This is a genomic window from Portibacter marinus, from assembly GCF_021533195.1.
GTDB lineage: Bacteria > Bacteroidota > Bacteroidia > Chitinophagales > Saprospiraceae > Portibacter > Portibacter marinus.
The window spans coordinates 356,983-375,548 of record NZ_JAJNKB010000004.1; the positions used below are offsets into that span (position 1 = coordinate 356,983).

General features: G+C 40.0%; 10 protein-coding genes. 7 read left to right on the forward strand and 3 right to left on the reverse strand.

Annotated features, from left to right (window positions below; translation table 11 throughout):
- Positions 1-57 precede the first annotated feature (57 nt).
- Positions 58-2,847, forward strand: a complete 2,790-nt coding sequence (polA, locus tag L2567_RS12465) for a DNA polymerase I (protein WP_235298112.1) — start codon at positions 58-60, stop codon at positions 2,845-2,847.
- A gap of 376 nt (positions 2,848-3,223) precedes the next feature.
- Entirely contained in the window at positions 3,224-3,940 is a 717-nt protein-coding gene (locus tag L2567_RS12470; protein WP_235298113.1) for an SAM-dependent methyltransferase, read from the forward strand.
- Here L2567_RS12470 and L2567_RS12475 read toward each other — a convergent pair whose 3' ends face one another.
- On the reverse strand, positions 3,941-4,495 hold the full coding sequence (locus L2567_RS12475; protein WP_235298114.1) for a hypothetical protein: 555 nt from the start codon (positions 4,493-4,495) through the stop codon (positions 3,941-3,943).
- 143 nt (positions 4,496-4,638) lie between these two features.
- Between L2567_RS12475 and L2567_RS12480 the strand changes: the two genes are divergently transcribed.
- The 4 genes from L2567_RS12480 (at position 4,639) to L2567_RS12495 (ending at position 10,645) form a co-directional block, all read left to right on the forward strand.
- Positions 4,639-5,085, forward strand: coding sequence for an FKBP-type peptidyl-prolyl cis-trans isomerase (locus L2567_RS12480; protein ID WP_235298115.1), 447 nt, complete (start codon positions 4,639-4,641; stop codon positions 5,083-5,085).
- A gap of 218 nt (positions 5,086-5,303) precedes the next feature.
- The gene (locus tag L2567_RS12485; RefSeq protein ID WP_235298116.1) at positions 5,304-8,327 is read left to right on the forward strand and encodes a SusC/RagA family TonB-linked outer membrane protein; all 3,024 of its coding nucleotides are present in this window, start codon (positions 5,304-5,306) and stop codon (positions 8,325-8,327) included.
- A 76-nt stretch (positions 8,328-8,403) separates the two neighbouring features.
- Complete coding sequence (locus L2567_RS12490) at positions 8,404-9,774, forward strand: RagB/SusD family nutrient uptake outer membrane protein (RefSeq protein ID WP_235298117.1); 1,371 nt, start codon at positions 8,404-8,406, stop codon at positions 9,772-9,774.
- A 67-nt stretch (positions 9,775-9,841) separates the two neighbouring features.
- Positions 9,842-10,645 (forward strand): EI24 domain-containing protein, encoded by an 804-nt coding sequence (locus L2567_RS12495; protein WP_235298118.1) that lies wholly within the window; start codon positions 9,842-9,844, stop codon positions 10,643-10,645.
- A gap of 155 nt (positions 10,646-10,800) precedes the next feature.
- Here the strand turns inward: L2567_RS12495 and L2567_RS12500 are convergent, their stop codons facing one another.
- On the reverse strand, positions 10,801-14,088 hold the full coding sequence (locus tag L2567_RS12500; RefSeq protein WP_235298119.1) for a VPS10 domain-containing protein: 3,288 nt from the start codon (positions 14,086-14,088) through the stop codon (positions 10,801-10,803).
- A gap of 188 nt (positions 14,089-14,276) precedes the next feature.
- Between L2567_RS12500 and L2567_RS12505 the strand changes: the two genes are divergently transcribed.
- Positions 14,277-15,944, forward strand: coding sequence for an AMP-binding protein (locus L2567_RS12505; RefSeq protein WP_235298120.1), 1,668 nt, complete (start codon positions 14,277-14,279; stop codon positions 15,942-15,944).
- 273 nt (positions 15,945-16,217) lie between these two features.
- Here the strand turns inward: L2567_RS12505 and L2567_RS12510 are convergent, their stop codons facing one another.
- Positions 16,218-18,473 (reverse strand): TonB-dependent receptor, encoded by a 2,256-nt coding sequence (locus L2567_RS12510; RefSeq protein ID WP_235298121.1) that lies wholly within the window; start codon positions 18,471-18,473, stop codon positions 16,218-16,220.
- Positions 18,474-18,566 lie beyond the last annotated feature (93 nt).

Genomic DNA, 18,566 nt, shown 5'->3' on the forward strand with positions numbered 1-18,566 from the left:
GAAGGGCCTCAGTTTGAGGCTCTTTTTTTCTATTTTAGCCTTTCTAAACCAATCTTCATGAGTGAAAAGAAATTATTTCTACTGGATGGCCATGCACTAGTATATCGAGCGCATTACGCATTCATTAATAGACCTCTAATCAATTCAAAGGGTGTCAACACATCTGCAATAACTGGATTTGTCCGGACTTTATGGGACTTGTTGAATTCACAGAACCCAACGCATATCGCTGTTGCGTTTGACCCCAGTGGAGACACTTTTCGAAATGAAAGATATCCGGAATACAAGGCCAATCGGGAAGAACAACCGAAAGACATCACCATCGCCTTTCCTTACATTCGATCAATTGTTGAAGGGTTCAATATTCCGATTATAGAAGTACCCGGATTTGAGGCAGACGACACCATTGGCACCATAGCCAAACAAGCTGAAAAAGAAGGCTATACCGTTTATATGGTCACTCCGGACAAAGATTACGCTCAACTAGTATCAGAAAATATCTTCATGTACAAACCGTCCCGGCAGGGCAATGGGGTAGAAATCATTGGAGTTCCGGAAGTGTTGGATAAATGGGACATAGAAAATGTGGATCAAGTCATCGATGTATTGGGTCTACAGGGAGATAGCGTGGATAACATTCCTGGAATTCCTGGAATCGGGGCCAAGACAGCGTCAAAATTATTGAAGCAGTTTGGCTCAGTAGAAAACCTGGTGGCCAATACAGATCAACTCAAGGGTAAGCAGAAAGAAAATGTAGAGAACTTTGCCGAGCAAGGATTGCTATCCAAAGAATTGGCAACCATAAAATTGGATGTTCCCATCGAATTTGACGAAAAATCGTACACAAAAGATCCGATGAACAAAGAGGCGTTGGCCGAAATTTTTAAGGAACTTGAATTTAGAACATTGGCAGATGCAGTTCTGGGGACCAATACCAAATCGCCGGTCCAAACTTCCTTATTCGGCAAGTCTTCTGAAGAAAAAACAGATCAAAAGGTGGATAGTGTGGTGGCCAACTATCAGGTTGCCGATAAGAATATAACAGATGTAAAGCATAACTACATATTGGTCAACAGTGAAAAGGACATGGTGGACCTAGCTAATAAACTGGCCAGTCAAAAAGAAATTAGCTTTGATACAGAAACCACAGGAATCGATGTTCATCAAGCTGAGTTGGTAGGTCTGGCCTTTTCGATAGCGCCTAAAGAAGCTTATTACGTTCCTGTTCCGGAAAACAGAGAGGAGGCCATGAAAATTGTAGAAATTTTTCGACCGGTGCTTGAAGATCCCAAAATCAAGAAAATAGGACAAAACATCAAGTATGATATTCTGATGATGAAGTGGTACGATGTAGAAGTTAAAGGTCCATATTTTGACACCATGATTGCTCACTATCTGAGTGAACCAGATAAGCGCCACAAACTAGATTATTTGTCAGAAGCCTACCTGAATTACAAAATGGTTCCGATTGAGGCACTGATCGGCAAGCGAGGTAAAAATCAATTGAGTATGCGTGACATTGATCCTGAAAAAGTTTCTGAATATGCGGGAGAAGATGCGGACATCACTTACCAACTAAGGGATCCATTAAAGGAATTGCTTAAAGAGAATGAGCTATTAGAGTTATACGAAACCCTGGAATATCCGCTGATTGATGTCTTGGCGGCTATGGAATTTGAAGGAGTGAGGATCAATCCTGATTTTCTGTCTGACTACTCTAAAGTTTTGGGTGATTTGATTAAAACGAAAGAAAAGGAAATCTATGAAAAAGCAGGTTCTAGGTTCAACATTTCCTCTCCGTCACAAGTGGGAGCGGTGCTTTTCGACAAAATGGGCATCCCATACCGATGGCGAAAAACCTCTTCCGGAAAGTACAGTACCGATGTGGATAAATTGACAGAATTAGCAGAAGAGCATGATATTGTCAATGATATTCTGGAGTACAGGAAATACAGTAAGCTCAAATCGACTTACGTAGATGCCTTGCCGTTACTGATTAATCCTAAAACAAAGCGGGTACACAGCAGCTTCAATCAGGCGAGGGCGGCAACTGGCAGATTAAGCTCTGAAAATCCCAATTTGCAAAATATTCCCATTAAAGATGACGCAGGTAGAGAGATCAGAAAAGCTTTCGAACCCAGAGATAAAGATCACATCTTATTGGCGGCGGATTATTCACAAATAGAGCTTCGACTTATTGCCGAAATTAGTGAAGATGAAGGCATGATGGAAGCGTTTTTGCAAGGATTAGATTTCCACACTGCCACGGCGGCGAAAATATTTGAGGTTTCACTGGAAGAGGTGACTTCTGATCAACGAAGAACTGCTAAAACGGTAAACTTTAGTATTACCTATGGAGCTGGTGCGACCAATTTATCCAGACAGTTAGGCATTAAAAGATCAGAGGCCAAAGATATTATTGATCAGTACTTCAAGCAGTTTCCCGGCTTACAAAATTACATGGTAGAGACGGTGGAAGAGGCTAAGAAAAAGGGATATGTTTCTACGCTGATGGGAAGAAGGCGATATTTGCGCGACATCAATTCGAATAGTGGACTTGCCCGAAGCAATGCAGAGCGCATGGCCATCAATACACCTATACAAGGAACGGCTGCTGATATGATTAAGGTTGCGATGATCAATGTTCATCAAGCTTTAAAGGAGGCTGATATGAAGTCTAAAATGATATTGCAGGTCCACGATGAATTGGTTTTCGATGTTTACAGACCTGAGTTTGAAAAAGTGAAAGAAATCGTAGAGGATAAGATGAAGAACGCTTTGCCGGGATTGAAAGTTCCGATATTGGTGGGAATGGGAAGTGGAGAAAATTGGTTGGAAGCGCATTAGGGGATAAGGGGGGGGCGCTGCTCCCTTTAAGAGCTGCCGCAAAGCCTTTAAGCTAGGGATGCTCTTTAAGGGATAAGAAAGTGCGATTCGCTGTTCTCTTAAAGAGCTGCCGCAAAGCCTTGCAGCGCAGGAGGCTCTCAAAGGGATAAGAAAGTGCGATTCGCTGTTCTCTTTAAGAGCTGCCGCAAAGCCTTGCAGCGCAGGATGCTCTTTAAGAGATAATAAAGTGGGATTCGCTGCTCGATGTTAGGATTTGGAATTTCACGAATGTAGATTTGCTATTCATAAATCCCTTGCTCATAAAAATATTGACCTAAAACTCTATTTTCACATTGCAAACACTAATTTTCTTAAAGTTAATCACCTAAATTTATAAATGATTCAAAGTGGAACATTACATCTATTTCCTTGTCCCATCATAGATGGAGAAATCTCTACGATACCCGAATCGGTCATCAAAGCGATTAGAAAAATTGACTTTTTTATCGCCGAAAGAGCAAAAACCGCCCGACGTTTTCTTAAACAAATTGAGCATCCACTCAGTTTTGACCAAATAGAAATCTTTGAATTAGATAAGAAAAATCCCCTGGAAGATAAAGATGACTGGCTAACACCGTTAATGTCAGGCAAGGAAATAGGATTGCTCTCAGAGGCTGGAACTCCCTGTATTGCCGATCCCGGCGAAAAAATAACTTCATGGGCTCATCAAATTGGAGCCAAAGTGAAACCATACGTAGGTCCAAATTCTATATTACTGGCGCTCATTGCTTCAGGTTTAAATGGTGAGCAGTTTCACTTTCATACTTATCTGCCTATACACCAAAACGAAATCAATAAGGCATTGAAATCCATTGGAACAGACATACAAAAAAATGGGACATCTCATATTTTCATAGAGACGCCCTATCGAAATCTAAAAACCTTTGATACCATTTTAAAGTCTCTGCCTTCGAGTATATATCTGTGTATTGCTACCGATATTACGGGTGCTTATGAAATCATAAAGACCCAAACTTTAAAGGACTGGAAGGCATCGCGTAAACCAGATCTTCACAAAAGACCAACAGTCTTTATATTAGGAGTAATGCAGTAATTAATCCTTGTAAAATCCGCTGATGGAAACGGCATCTATTTCATTCCATCCACTGACTTGTCTGCTGGCGATATTAATTTTAACCGCATCGACCAAGAAGCTTGTTTTCGGGAAGCTTATTTCTTTAATTCTGGCCATACGAGGCACTCTTCGCTCTGCAGCTCCCGTGTATACGGGAACCCAGCTGCCGTTATCAGTATTTCTCACAGAAACACCTGTGACAGCTCCGGGATTAAAAGTTTCATAAATAGAGACATTATTGACATACTGTGCCGTATCAAAAGCGAGTGTCAAAAATTCATCCTGTCCATCTGCTGTTTTGGAAGCCCAGGCTGTAAGCTTATCGCCATAATCAGGATAAGTGTCAGGAGCTCCTAATACTACAAAAGTAGACCATGGCCCTGGTGCAGCACTATATTCTGAACTAAAGTCGATGATGCCATCCGCAAATTGAGTCAGTGATTTTTCTTCTTCGATATTAAATCCTGGAAGATTAGTGCACGAATAAAAGAAAAGGGTACTTAAAAGAATGGATAAAAAAGAAATCGTTTTCATATATCGTTGCATTTAAAAGTTAATCAATAAGTCTTACGATTACATATTGACCTTAACCCAAAAAGGTTACCCTTTTAAATAATTTATTAATTTCGCGGATCTTTTCAACATTGCGAACGTTAGACAAAGACAAATAAATAGAAATGAGATTTTCGTTGATAATTTGGGCCATAGGCATAGTTTTGATGTCTTCTTGTAACAAAGACAGAAGAAGTGAAGATGAAATCATTCAGGACTTTATCTCAGAAAACAATCTTGTAGGAGAATTTATGCAAGATGGGATATTTGTGGCCATTGAAAACCCAACGAATGGTGCGCATCCCAATGACGATGATACCGTGGAAGTATTCTATGAGGGTAGATATGCTTCAGATGGAGAAGTTTTTGATGGAAATCTTGATGAGGAAACCATAAAATTTCCTTTAAATCGAGTTATTCCGGGTTGGAGAAAAGGCATACCCTACTTCGGGGTTGGAGACAAAGGGTGGTTGGTTTTACCCGCTGATCAAGCTTACGGTAGTTCTCCACCGGGGAACATTCGGTCTGATGCGGCCATGGCATTCTACGTTGAGCTGGTGAGCATAGATTAGTTCACCTTCGTTTTTGAATTCATCTGAATAATAGGTCACTTTGTAGATTATTTAAGACTCCAGGTCATTTAACTTCACAAAATTTACTTTTCATTCGATTATAGTAATATAGAATAGTGCTAACAGCATAGCTGTAATACTATTTTCCTGTTCATGAATATTGAAAATGAAAGCGAACTGACTGACTTAATTATTTTCTAATTTCAAACTACTATCTTATGAATTCAAAACTACTCACTACATTAATCTGTATGTGCCTATCTGTTTTCAGCTACTCTCAGAAAACAGTTTCAGGAATCGTAACAGATGTTGACGGTACCACTTTGATCGGGGTCAACATTATTATTAAGGGTACCTCACAGGGTACTACTACAGAACTCGACGGAAACTATGAATTAACCGTACCAGACGATGATGTCATTCTTGTGTATCAATACACTGGCTTTGAAACAGTCGAAGTATTGGTAGGCAATCGAAGTGTCATTGACGTTTCGATGAATGAAGCGGCAACTACCTTGGATGAGGTGGTAATTACCGGATATGGTGCCCAGCGAAAAGGTGCCATAACAGGAGCTGTCAGTCAACTGGAATCAAAGGCTATTGAACAAGTTCCGGTAGCCTCATTTGAAGGAACACTACAAGGTAACATAGCAGGTCTCCAGGCGTCAGGCGCCGATGGTACACCAGGAGGAAACACACAAGTAAGAATCCGTGGGATAGGTTCCATAACCGCCTCGAGTGAACCACTTTATGTTGTGGATGGAATGATCGTTCAAAGTGGAAATCTCCTGGAATTGAACGATAATGGAGGTCGAAGCGGTAATGTAATGGCGGGTCTTAACCCTAATGACATTGAATCCATTACCGTACTCAAAGATGCCTCATCAATGGCTATTTATGGTTCCAGAGGGGCCAATGGAGTCATCCTCATTACCACGAAATCAGGACAGTCCGGTCAACCAAAGATTTCGCTTAAAACACAAGTTGGAAGAAATACCATTGCTTCTAGTAACTTGCTTCAGCCACTGAATGCTGAACAATATACCCAACTCTTTCTAGAGGGTTATACTAATGGAGGAGCCACGCTTGAGGAAGCTCAGGCAAATTTGGAAAACAGATTTCAGCAATTGGTCGATCCGGCAACTGGTCAGGCCACGGATACAGACTGGCTAGAATCCATCACGAGAACTGGATTCAATCAAAGTTATGATCTAAGTGCAAGCGGCGGTACGGATTTGGTGAAATACTATTTTTCGGGTTCCTATTTTGATCAGGAGAGCCATATCATCGGTTCGGATTTCAACAGACTTTCCGCTCGAATGAATCTGAATGTGAAAGTGAATGATTTTATCAGCATTTCCAACAGACTTACGGCATCCAATACCACTCAGAACGGTTTCGTAGATGGTTCTGCATGGGCCAATCCATTGTACAATGCCTATCTACTGTCCCCTCTCATCCCTATCTATGACGAGACCGGATTGTTTAATTCCGATCATAAGAATTACTTTCCGATGGGTGGAAATAATCCTGTTGGCGCATTAAGTGGTGATGATCTTCGCCGTAATACGCAACTCAGAATCATCAATAATTTTGCGTTGGACGTGAATATTCTGGAAAACTTAGTCTTTAGATCAGCCTGGAATGTGGATGGCATCCAGATTGACGAAAGCGAATACAAGAACAGACGTTATGGAGACGGTCGAAACAGCGGCGGATACATACAGGAAAACACCTTGCTAGATAAAAATTGGATGGGTACCCAGTCTTTGAACTACAATACAACCATTGGCAACAGCCATAATTTAGGTTTATTTGCAGCTTACGAAGCACAGAAGGACTCCAGAAAGACTACCTATGGTTATGGTGAAAGTTTTCCGAACGATAAGTTAAGAACATTAGCCAGTGCGGCCGCAGCTTATGATGCTTCAGCTACAAGAACGGAATATACTTTTGCATCTGTCTTTTCTAAAATTAATTATTCTTATGCAGGTAAGTATTTTGTGGATGCAACGTTTAGAAGAGACGGATCATCGAGATTCGGAGCAGACCAAAGGTGGGGTAACTTTTATTCCGTCGGTGCTGCATGGTCAATTGGAGACGAGAAGTTCATCCAGGATCTAAATTTCATAGATTACTTGAAATTGCGATCATCTTTTGGTGTCACGGGAAATGCTGGCATTGGAAACTTTCCTTCCAGAGGATTGTACGGATATGGACGCGATTATGACGGACTTCCGGGAGGAGAACCAGTTCAGATTGCTAACCCTCTGCTGACATGGGAGGCTCAAGAAAACTTTAATGTTGGTGTGGACTTCAACATCTTTAAAAGGATCGGCGGAACATTCGAATATTTTAATCGTCTTTCCTCAGAATTGATTCTTGATGTGCCTATTTCATTCACTACAGGGTTTGACGTACTGACTCAAAACTTCGGTTCAATGCAAAATTCCGGATATGAGATTAGCTTGAATTTCAATATAGTCAGAACTTCTGATTTCAATTTTGACATCGGTTTTAATACAACCTTACTCGAAAATAAGATCACTCAGCTTGATGAGGACTATGTAGACGGTACGAAGAGGAGACAAGAAGGTCTAGATTTCCAATCTTACTACCTTTACGGATGGGCTGGCGTAGATCAGTCTAATGGAGACCCACTATGGTATACAAATGACAGTGAAAATGTGACGACCAATAATATCGATGAAGCTGAGCGCTATATCATTGGAAAAAGTGCAACACCCGATCATTTTGGTGGAGCTAATCTTAATTTAACCTTTAAGAATCTCACTTTATCTTCAAACTTATCCTATAGCTGGGGCAATTATCTCTATGAGCCAAATTTGCGATTCATCCACGGAGATGGTCGTTTGACCCCAAGAAGTACATCAGTTTGGGCATTTGAGAACAGATGGGTACCCGGGAAGACTGATGCATTGCTTCCACAACATGTTTGGGGAGATCGAAAGGGAGGACAAACGGCAAATTCTTCCAGGTACTTATATGACGGTTCGTTCATCAGGTTGAGAAATGTAACATTGGCCTATCAACTGCCTGAAACTGTTGTATCCAGAGTAAATTTATCCTCAGTGCGTGCTTACGTCAGAGGCACAAATTTATTGACATGGACCAGAGACAGGGACCTATTTATAGATCCTGAGCAGGCCATCAATGGTATTGCTAATTCTCTTACTCCAGCCATCAAGTCATTTACACTTGGTGTTGATTTCGGATTTTAAAAGATGTCCATTTAATTATAGAACATTAAAAAAGTAAAAAATGAAATACAATCATATAAAATTTTTAGGACTAACAATGGCTCTTCTAGTAATGGGGTCATGTTCAGAAGGATTTCTCGATCTGGCACCACAGCAATCGGTTGCGAACGAAGAAGCTCTTGAACTTATAGACGATTTTGCCTCTTCTCTCAATGCTGTTTATAGCGGCTTATCGGATGCTGACTATTATGGCAGATATTTCGTATTGGTACCAGATGTGATGTCTGATGACGTAAAGCAACACCCTAGTGCCAACAGAGCCAAGGACTATGCTGAGTATTCGGCCGTTGTAGGTGACGGAATCGCGGAAGAAATGTGGCAAGAAATGTGGGAAGAAGTCAATAACTTAAATTCCGTGATTAATGCAGACCCGGATCTTCCCGAGGTAGTGCAGGACGAATACAATCACATGATAGGTGAAGCACATGCCCTAAGAGGTCTGGTTTATTTTGATTTGGTAAGAGCCTTTGCTCAACACTACACTTATACCTCAGATGCATCACATCCGGGTGTACCTATCGTTCTTGAATTCGATCAACTATCAGAACCATCGCGAAATACAGTGAATGAAGTTTATGATCAAATCATCAGTGACTTAAAAATAGGGGCAGAAAGAATGGATGCTGAATCCAGAACGGGAACGACTTCTACCTTAAACAGTATGGCGGCAAAGGCCTTGTTATCGAGAGTCTATTTGTATAAGGAAGATTGGGCCAATGCCGAGGCGATGGCTACTGAAGTGATCAATAGCGGCAGATACAGTCTGACTCCTACAGAAAACTATGCAGCATCCTGGACCATGGATTTTTCATCAGAATCTATTTTTGAAATATCAATGACGGAAGCCGATAACCGAGGTAGCGATGCCTTAGGCAGAATGTATATTGTAGAAGGTTATGGAGATTATTTGCCATCAAACGACCTCGTATCCTTAATTCCTGAAGATGATGTAAGATTTAGTTGGTTTGCAACGGATGAATTTTTAGATGGAATTTATGCTCCATATCGATTGGTCAAATATCCAAGCATTACGGGTGAAGACAATACCATTGTCATCAGACTTTCTGAAGTTTACCTTAATCGCGCTGAAGCGCGAGCACAACAGGGGAAAACGGAAGGTGCGCAGGAAGACGTTAATACTGTAAGAATCAGGGCGTTGCCTACTGCAGATCCCATTACCTCGTCCGGCGACGAATTGATAGAAGACATTCTACTGGAAAGAAGAAAAGAATTGGCTTTTGAAGGTCATCGACTCTGGGATTTAATGCGATATAAAAAATCTGTAATTCGTGATCAATGTACTTCCTCAGTTTGCGTGATTGAGTATCCAAATGACAAGTTTATATTACCAATACCTGAAGCAGAATTGAATGCTAATCCTAACATGGAGCCTAATCCTGGGTATTAAAAATTAAAGCAATAGTCGTATCTTGGCCGTTCCTACAGCAGTGGAACGGCCAATTTTATTTAACAACATGTTGAAACATTTCAATTTCCAATATTTCCTTAATCATTTTTTGAATGCAGTAAGGGTTGTAGTCGAAACTCCTAAATTCATTCAAACTCATAAGCTGTGGAAAGGTTTTTTCGACTACCGCTGGCTGACATTGATGAGTATATTGATATCATTGCTATTTACCTATATCGTCTACGAAAATTTGACAGAAAACTACTTTCCGCTTTTTCCTGAAGAGCCTATGGTCGATCCGGAATCGGTAAAGAGCGAAAAATTATCTGATTTGAAGGATGAGGGAAGAAAAGGAGTTGTTACAAGTGGAACTAAGTATTTATTGGTGATACTACTGGAGATGGTTGTATATTATTTTTCATTCAAGACCTTATTTACTTTGGGTGCAAAATCTGATTCTCCCTCTTTCAAAGATTTTATCAATGCCGAAAAAAGGATGATCCGGATCATGATTTCTAATTTTGTAAAGGGTGTCATTGTCAATATTGTTGTAAGTATTGTAACCGGATTACTAAATATTGACTTCTTAAATCCTTTTCTCATGTTTTTTGTCTACGCCTACTTCATGGGCTATGCTTTCTTAGATAATTATAATGAACAATATCGGATGGAGATAAAAGAAAGTCAGGTGATCATCAGGAAAAATGTTGGCGCGGCACTGGCCATTGGACTGATCGTAAGTATGTTGATTTACGTACCTCTAATAGGGCCACTTTTAGGACCAATTTTTGGGGCAGTAGCTGCTGCAATTTATGGTCATCGATATCAAATTGAAGGTCAAACAGCTGTCTTAGAACTTGAAAGCGAATAAAAATTGGCCGTAATTTCAACTGGTGAAATGAATGAACCATTGTTCCCCAAAAAGGGCATTCCGTTGTTACTCACTGGCGAATCGCATTAGATACCCCCCAATTCCTTTTTAGAAACTGTAAAAATCAATTGGTTCTACTGTTTCTGTACATTATTTCAATGTCCCAAAACTCTACCCGGGGTATAAGGTGCACCTATCCTTTTCAACGTTTCTTCCATTTCCACGATATCTTCAGTATATAATTTCTTTACCTTTTCCTGGATCGGTTTAAATTCTGCTTTTGCAATTTCGTATGAATCGATGTGAGTTCTGGTCGGCTCTGCAGTCGAGCTCCCCTGTTCCCATGCTATTGAACCAATTCTCTGTGCAGGCGTCACTGGTTGATCTATATCTAAACTTCTCTTCAATCTATCGCCATACATCTCCTGACTCACTGAACGCAAGGCTTCCTCCAGATCAAGTAGTGGTTCCTGCAATTCGCCTATTGGGACATCTGCCACCTTAATGGCTTCTTTCATGTAGCGAACTTTTTTATTCATTTCCGAAATCATCTGACCTACTGTTTCTATTTCTGCCCTTAATACATTGACCTTTTCTTGGAATGCCAATTTCTCACCTCTGTCCTTAGCTGGCATTACATGTCCTTCAAGCGCCTTTACTTCGAACGAGACTGGACCATTTAATTCACTGATCTGACCATCCTTGTTTAAATACATGGTCACACTATAGGTGCCAGGTTCTGCTAATGCTCCTTGACTTTCTCCTGCGAAAGGATTGTAAAAAGAGGGGCTTGAAAGGTCAATGGCATCTCTGGCAGGTAATCGTAAATCCCAGCTCAAGCTACCCACACCTTTAGAAGGCTTCTTCTCTATTTGTCTGATAAGATTACCATCGGCATCTTTGATAACAAACAACAAATGAGTAGGCAACTCCTCATTTTCAGCTTTATATTCTTCATAAGTGGGATATCGAACATCTTGTCCAGCTTTAATCAGTTCTTTTTCCCTTTCTTTTCTTTTATCTTCCAAAGACTTCTCTTCTTCACTGTAATAATATCTGATCAATGCTTCCGGTCCAAGATTATCAGCGGTATAAAAGCCATCTCCCTGAAAAGATTTACCTGGCAAACCCAGAGGTGAAGACGGAACCCATTGCAGTGCATCTCTCACAGGAAAAATAGTGGCCAATTCTGAAGGCTCATCATTTTCAATTTCTCTCAAGGCAGAATAATCATCGAGCACATAAAATCCCCGACCAAAAGTTCCCAAAACAAGGTCGTTCTCTCTTCTTTGGATAGCAATATCCCTTACTGCGATGGTAGGTAAGCCTGAGCCAAGCTTTTTCCATACACCTCCGGCATCCGGTGAAAAGTAAACGCCAAATTCAGTACCACAGAATATCAAATCAGCATCCTCATGATCTTCTTCAATGGCGTAAACACTGCCTCTTTCAGGCAGGTCAGATCCAATATTCTTCCACGTTTTTCCTTTATCTGAGGAACGGAAAAGATAGGGTTTGAAATCTCCATACTTGTGGTGATTGTAAGCTGCATATATCACATTTTCATCATGATTGGATAGATAAATAGCATTTACATAAGATTGCTTTGGAGCGCCTGAAATACCATCGATCTTATTCCAACTTGATCCTCCATCTTCTGTGACGTGGATTAGACCATCGTCCGTACCCACCGCCAACAAGTTTTCATTTAAGGTGGATTCAGCCATGGCTACAATGGTACCATATTGAGATGTCGATCCATTTTTCATTACAGCATCTATACTTAATACTCTATCGTATACTTTCAATTCATTTCTATTCAGACCTCGACTTAAATCATCACTGATGACCTCCCAGGAATTTCCGTAATCGTCGGATTTAAAAACTTTATTGGCAGCAAAATATACCCGGCCTTCAGAATGTGGGCTGGCAATCAGGGGGGCATCCCAGTTCCACTTATACTCATTCTCTCCTTTCCTCTCTTTAGGTTGAATTCCCACACTTTCCCCACTCTTCCGATCATACCTCACAAGATTTCCATATTGTGATTGAGCATAGACGATGTCCGGATTTTGTGGATCCACCTGGGACTCAAAACCGTCACCACCATTGGTAATAAACCAATCAGAATTCATAATTCCATGGTTGGTAAGTGTTCTGGAAGGTCCGCCAAGACTGAAATTATCCTGTGTTCCTCCATATACGTTATAGAAAGGCTCATCATTATCGACCGCTACTTTATAGAACTGAGTAACCGGAAGATTGGGCTTGAAATCCCAGGTTTTGGCAGCATCGAACGTTTCATAGATACCACCATCGCAGCCCAGAAGCCAATGATCCGTATTGTTAGGGTCAATCCACATACAATGATTGTCTACATGCTTGGTATCTTCGCCGGCGTTATTCCATGTTTTACCTCCATCTCTACTGACCTGAAACCAGGTGTTCATTGAAAATAATGTATTTACATCATGAGGATCAGCAATAATTTCCTGGTAGTAATTCCCACTTGAAGTGTATCCGCTTCGTTTTTCCCAGCTGGCTCCTCTGTTCATGGATCTGAATACACCTCCTTTCCCATCTGCAGCCTCCACAATGGCATAAATCACTTCTGGATCAGCTGGTGAAATTTCAAGTCCGATTCTACCCAATTCCACAGAAGGCAAACCTTTATTAATCTCTGACCAATTATCTCCTCCATCAGTGGTTTTGTACAAACCAGAACCCGGACCACCGCCCACATAAGTGTAAACATGTCGTCTTCTCTGAAGTGCTGAGGCGTAAAGGACATCAGGATTTCTAGGGTCTATAACAATATCGCTCACTCCGGTGTGCTCATCTATTTCCAAAACCAGTTCCCAGGTCTCTCCACCATCCAAAGTTTTATAGACTCCTCTTTCACCGCCTTTTGACCACAGAGGTCCTATTGCAGCCACATATACGATATCGGAATTTTCAGGATGTACGATGATTTTTCCGATGTGCTCAGAGGTTTTTAAACCCATATTCTTCCAGGATTCACCACCATCTGTAGACTTATATACTCCATCACCGTAAGCCACCGACCTTTGGTTGTTGTTCTCACCAGTTCCAACCCAGATGACATTATGATTGCCGGGATCCATGGTAATACAGCCTATCGAATAAGAACCCTCACCATCAAAAAGTGGCGTAAAGGTAGTTCCATTATTAATGGTTTTCCACACCCCTCCAGATGATACAGCAATATAATATTCGAATGGATTGTCCGGATTTACAGCAAAATCTGAGATACGACCCGAAGTCAAAGCCGGGCCGATACAGCGCCACTTTAGCCCGCTGAGATTCATAGTATCAATGGCTTCCTTCTTCTCTTTTTCTACCTCTTCTTTTTTCTTGTTCTTCTGCGCGTTTAAATTGAATGTTAATGCCAATACCAGCATTATAGTCAGTAATTCTTTCATCTAATTTTAATGTTTAGGTTGAAAATTCTTTGGGTCAATAACGTGAAATTCACACTTGTTCCTAAAAGTATGAAAATATTTTGAACTGCAACATTGGCCTAAAAACTGAAGTCAGCCATATCTGTACTGAATTACTTTCCAATTTTTAATATATTAGATCACTATTAAATGATTAAAATCAAACGAAAATGGCTGATGAAAGACCGTGGATAAAGAACTATCCTAGTGGCGTACCTGCAAATATTGACCCAAACCAATACAAAACCTTATTGGATTTCGCAGCGGATTGCTTCAAGAAATTCAAAGATAGAAAGGCATTTGAGTGCATGGGTAAATCTATAACTTATGGAGAGTTAGACAAGATGTCCAATAATTTTGCTGCCTATTTACATAGTCGCGGTCTTGAGCCTGGTGAGAAGATTGCCATCATGATGCCTAATCTACTCCAATATCCAATTGCTATTTTTGGTGCATTAAAGGCAGGGCTAATTGTAGTCAATACGAATCCTTTATATACTCCCCGTGAAATGAAACATCAATTCACAGATTCTAAGGTTTCAGCGATTGTGATTGTCGAGAACTTTGCTTCTAATCTTGAAAAGATTATTGGAGATACCAATATCAAAACCATCATTACCACTACCATTGGAGAATTACTGGGTCTCAAAGGCCATGTGGTCAATTTTGTAGTCAGAAATGTGAAAAAGATGGTTCCCAAATTTGAATTGACCAATACTGTTAAATTTAAAGAGGCGCTATCACAGGGTAAGAAATTCACCATCAAGGACTTCACCAACGAACCTGATACTGTAATCATACATCAATATACCGGAGGAACAACCGGAGTTGCGAAGGGCGCCATGCTGACCAATAAAAATCTGGTGGCCAATATGTTACAAATAAAAGCCTGGTTAGGATCCAATGTGGAGGATGGTAAAACCGTACTTTGTCCTCTGCCGATGTATCACATTTTCGCATTTACGGTGAATGGATTGGCCATGATGTCTTTTGGTTCACATACAGTGTTAGTCACCAATGCCAGGGATTTACCTTCAGTGATCAAGGAGTTTAAAAACCACAAGGTGTCTATGTTTACCGGATTAAATACCTTGTTTAATGCTTTGTTAAATCATTCAGATTTTTCATCGGCTGATTTTTCAGAGTTGAAAATAACCGTAGGTGGAGGCATGGCTGTTCAAAAGGCGGTCGCTGAGAAATGGGAGAAAGTAACCGGTTGCCGGTTGAGTGAAGGCTATGGTATGACGGAGTGTTCACCAGTTGCCACCATTAATCCGATCGATGGAACGGCCCGACTAGGTTCAATAGGAATGCCTATTCCATCGACCGATATGCGAGTTGTTGCGGAAGATGGAACAGTCCAGGGAATAGATGGTATAGGAGAATTGCAGATCAAAGGTCCCCAGGTAATGAAAGGCTATTATAACCGACCTGAAGAAACATCAAATACCATTAAAGACGGATGGTTATGTACGGGAGATATCGGCAGCATGGATGAGGACGGTTTCTTTAAAATTGTAGATCGTAAAAAAGATATGATTCTGGTTTCTGGTTTCAATGTTTATCCTAATGAAATCGAAGATGTTTTGGCCGGACATCCCAAAGTACTGGAGTCAGCAGCGATAGGCATTCCTAGCGACAAGTCTGGAGAAGTGGTCAAGGCATATGTTGTTAAAAAAGATAAATCGTTGACTGCTGATGAGGTTATTGCCTACTGTCGTGAAAATATGACTGGGTACAAGGTTCCTAAAGAAGTGGAGTTTAAGGACGAATTACCCAAATCAAATGTCGGGAAGATCATCAGAAGGAAGCTTAGAGAGGAAGAAAAGGTGGAATAGCTTACAAACCATAAAATACATTCATCTTTCTTTTTTTTACTTAACCCTTCTTAGCATTTTAAGCTTAGCCCTTTAAGGGCTTAAAGCCCTTAAAGGGCTAGGCTGGGGCCAAGGCTTTTAAGCTTTAATATTTCTAGTAAAATATTATTAACACGTCAGTCTATCTTATTTTATGAATATTGAAATCTAAAGGTCATGATACCGTAAAACCATGCCTATTCTTCTCATCTGTAACCAGAAAAAGAATTGATATACATCAAAGGTCTCTACACTTTATCCATTTCCAAAAGACAATTTAAATCCACCTGCAATTAATCTCGGATTCGTATAGTATACCTGGACTTTAATATTATTCGAATATTTTTCTCCATAAAGATAGGTTCTACCTAAAATGTTTTTGTTATTTAATAGATTCCATCCTTCCATGAATGATGTTAAATGCCACTTTTGTGAAAATTTAAGACTCCATTCCACTCTGAGGTTCATATTGATGTAATCCCGATTACGTTCGGATAAGCTTGCGCCATAACGCCTTGTCCACGAGCCATTTACCTTTTCGGCTCCCAATACCGGGGTATATGGTGTTCCATCTGCATATCTGAAATTGACCTGCACCATACTAGGTATAAAGGAGTATATGTCAGGTCTGGATATATGATATTCAGCAACTGCATTGAAAATAAATCGTTGATCGAATTCGAAATCTTGCACTTCGTTCTGCAAAGGAATTAATCGCTCGCTTTTCGCCAATGTGTACGAAAGCCAACCTTTAAGTTTACCTCTATCTTTTCTCAGAAACAGTTCGATGCCTCTAGCTAAACCATATCCATTGTTGGAATAAGAAAGTTGCTCATCAAATATAAGTAATCGGTCATAATCTTTTATATAGGCCTCTATCCATACATACACTCCTGGTACAAACAGATGTTCATATCCAAGAATAAAGTGAGTTGCTCGTTGCGATTTTAACGAAGTCCCACCTTCTATATCTGGAAATTGATTAAATATCCCAGTAGAAAATCGTAATTGATTTTTCGTATTGAACTTATAGGTTAAAGCTAATCTTGGAGATAAATCGGCATATCCATTGGACTGATTGTGATCCATACGTAAACCACCATTGACGCCAAACTTACCCATCCAGGTTCCATCATACAATAAATACATTCCTTTGAGTGATTCCCCTGAATGATTGATGTCGAATGCTCTTAACATTAGAGTGGTATCATTAGGATCAGTTTCTAATGGATTTAAAGGCGAATTACCTTTGAAGGAATAGAAACCATAATCATATTGAACACCACCTTTTATCTTGTGGTCATTATTTATGTAGAATGTAGCATCATTTCTCATCCCCAATTGCCGGGCAAGAATTTGAAGACTTATATTTCTTCCAACATCACTTGAATTATCATTATAACCATGTGTTATAGATAATTTATTATAAAAATTACCTCCTGTCGAGCTCTTTAATTGGAAGCTCTGAAAATGATTAATAGCCCCTGTTTCCAGTTTATTAGGAAGTCCCGGCTCGGGATCAGAGCTGTTGAAATCCATTGATTCTATGGATGAAATTCCACTTAAGGAAATTTTATGGTTAGGATGGATCTGTGAGCTTAATTTGTACGTCACATCACCAAAGGATGGTACAGGGAATGAAGCATCATCGCCAAGGAATAAATCTAAGTATGTTCTTCTGAGACCAATTAGAAAAGTACTTTTTTCCTTTAAAATCGGACCCTCTATCAGGGCAAAAGAATTATAAAAACCTAAACTAAAATTACCTTCTAAACTTTCACTATTTCCATCTCTGGTCTGGACATTCATCACTGATGACATGTGATTGCCATAAGCAGCATTAAATCCGCCTGTCAGCATCTCGATTTCTCCAATAGTTTCAGTATTAAAGATGGATTTTTGGCCTCCGAAGTAGTAAGGAAAATAGACTTTGTTGTTATCAATGAGAAACAGATTCTCATCTGGTGCTCCTCCTCGCACATAAATCTGTGAAGGACTAAAGAGATCGCCGGAATTTGATATTCCAGGTAATGTAGCTATAACTCTCATAGGATCCTCCATCAATCCTTGACTAGATTTAATAGGTGTACTCGTAAAAGAAATGTTGCTTACGGAATTGCGTTCTATCACTCTGTCCGCCCTTATTTCAATATCTGAAAAAGTAAATGCATCTTCCAGCAATACAATCACAATTTCCAAATGTGTATTTAAATCGATGGTTAAAGTATCTTTATGAAATCCAAGCATTGAACTCACGATCTGGTATGAGCCCGCTTTCAGGTTATCTAGAAAAAATTCACCTTTAGCTCCAGCGATATCTCCTTTAAAAGGATTTAATAGCATAATCGTGGCGCCAGGCAAAGGATTTTCGTTTTGGTCGACAACTTTACCACTTATGGTTAATGATTCTTGTCCAAAGCCCAGGAATGAAACAAAAGAAATGATTAGGATGTATACCCATCTTTGTAGAGGAGATTTAGTTATATCAGAAATATGGGCGCTTGAAAACATGACTTTTTGGTTATATCATTAAAGACGATATAAAAACTTAAGAGTAGATCCTCAAGAAACCCTTTTCTACAATCGATTTAAGAATTTTGACTA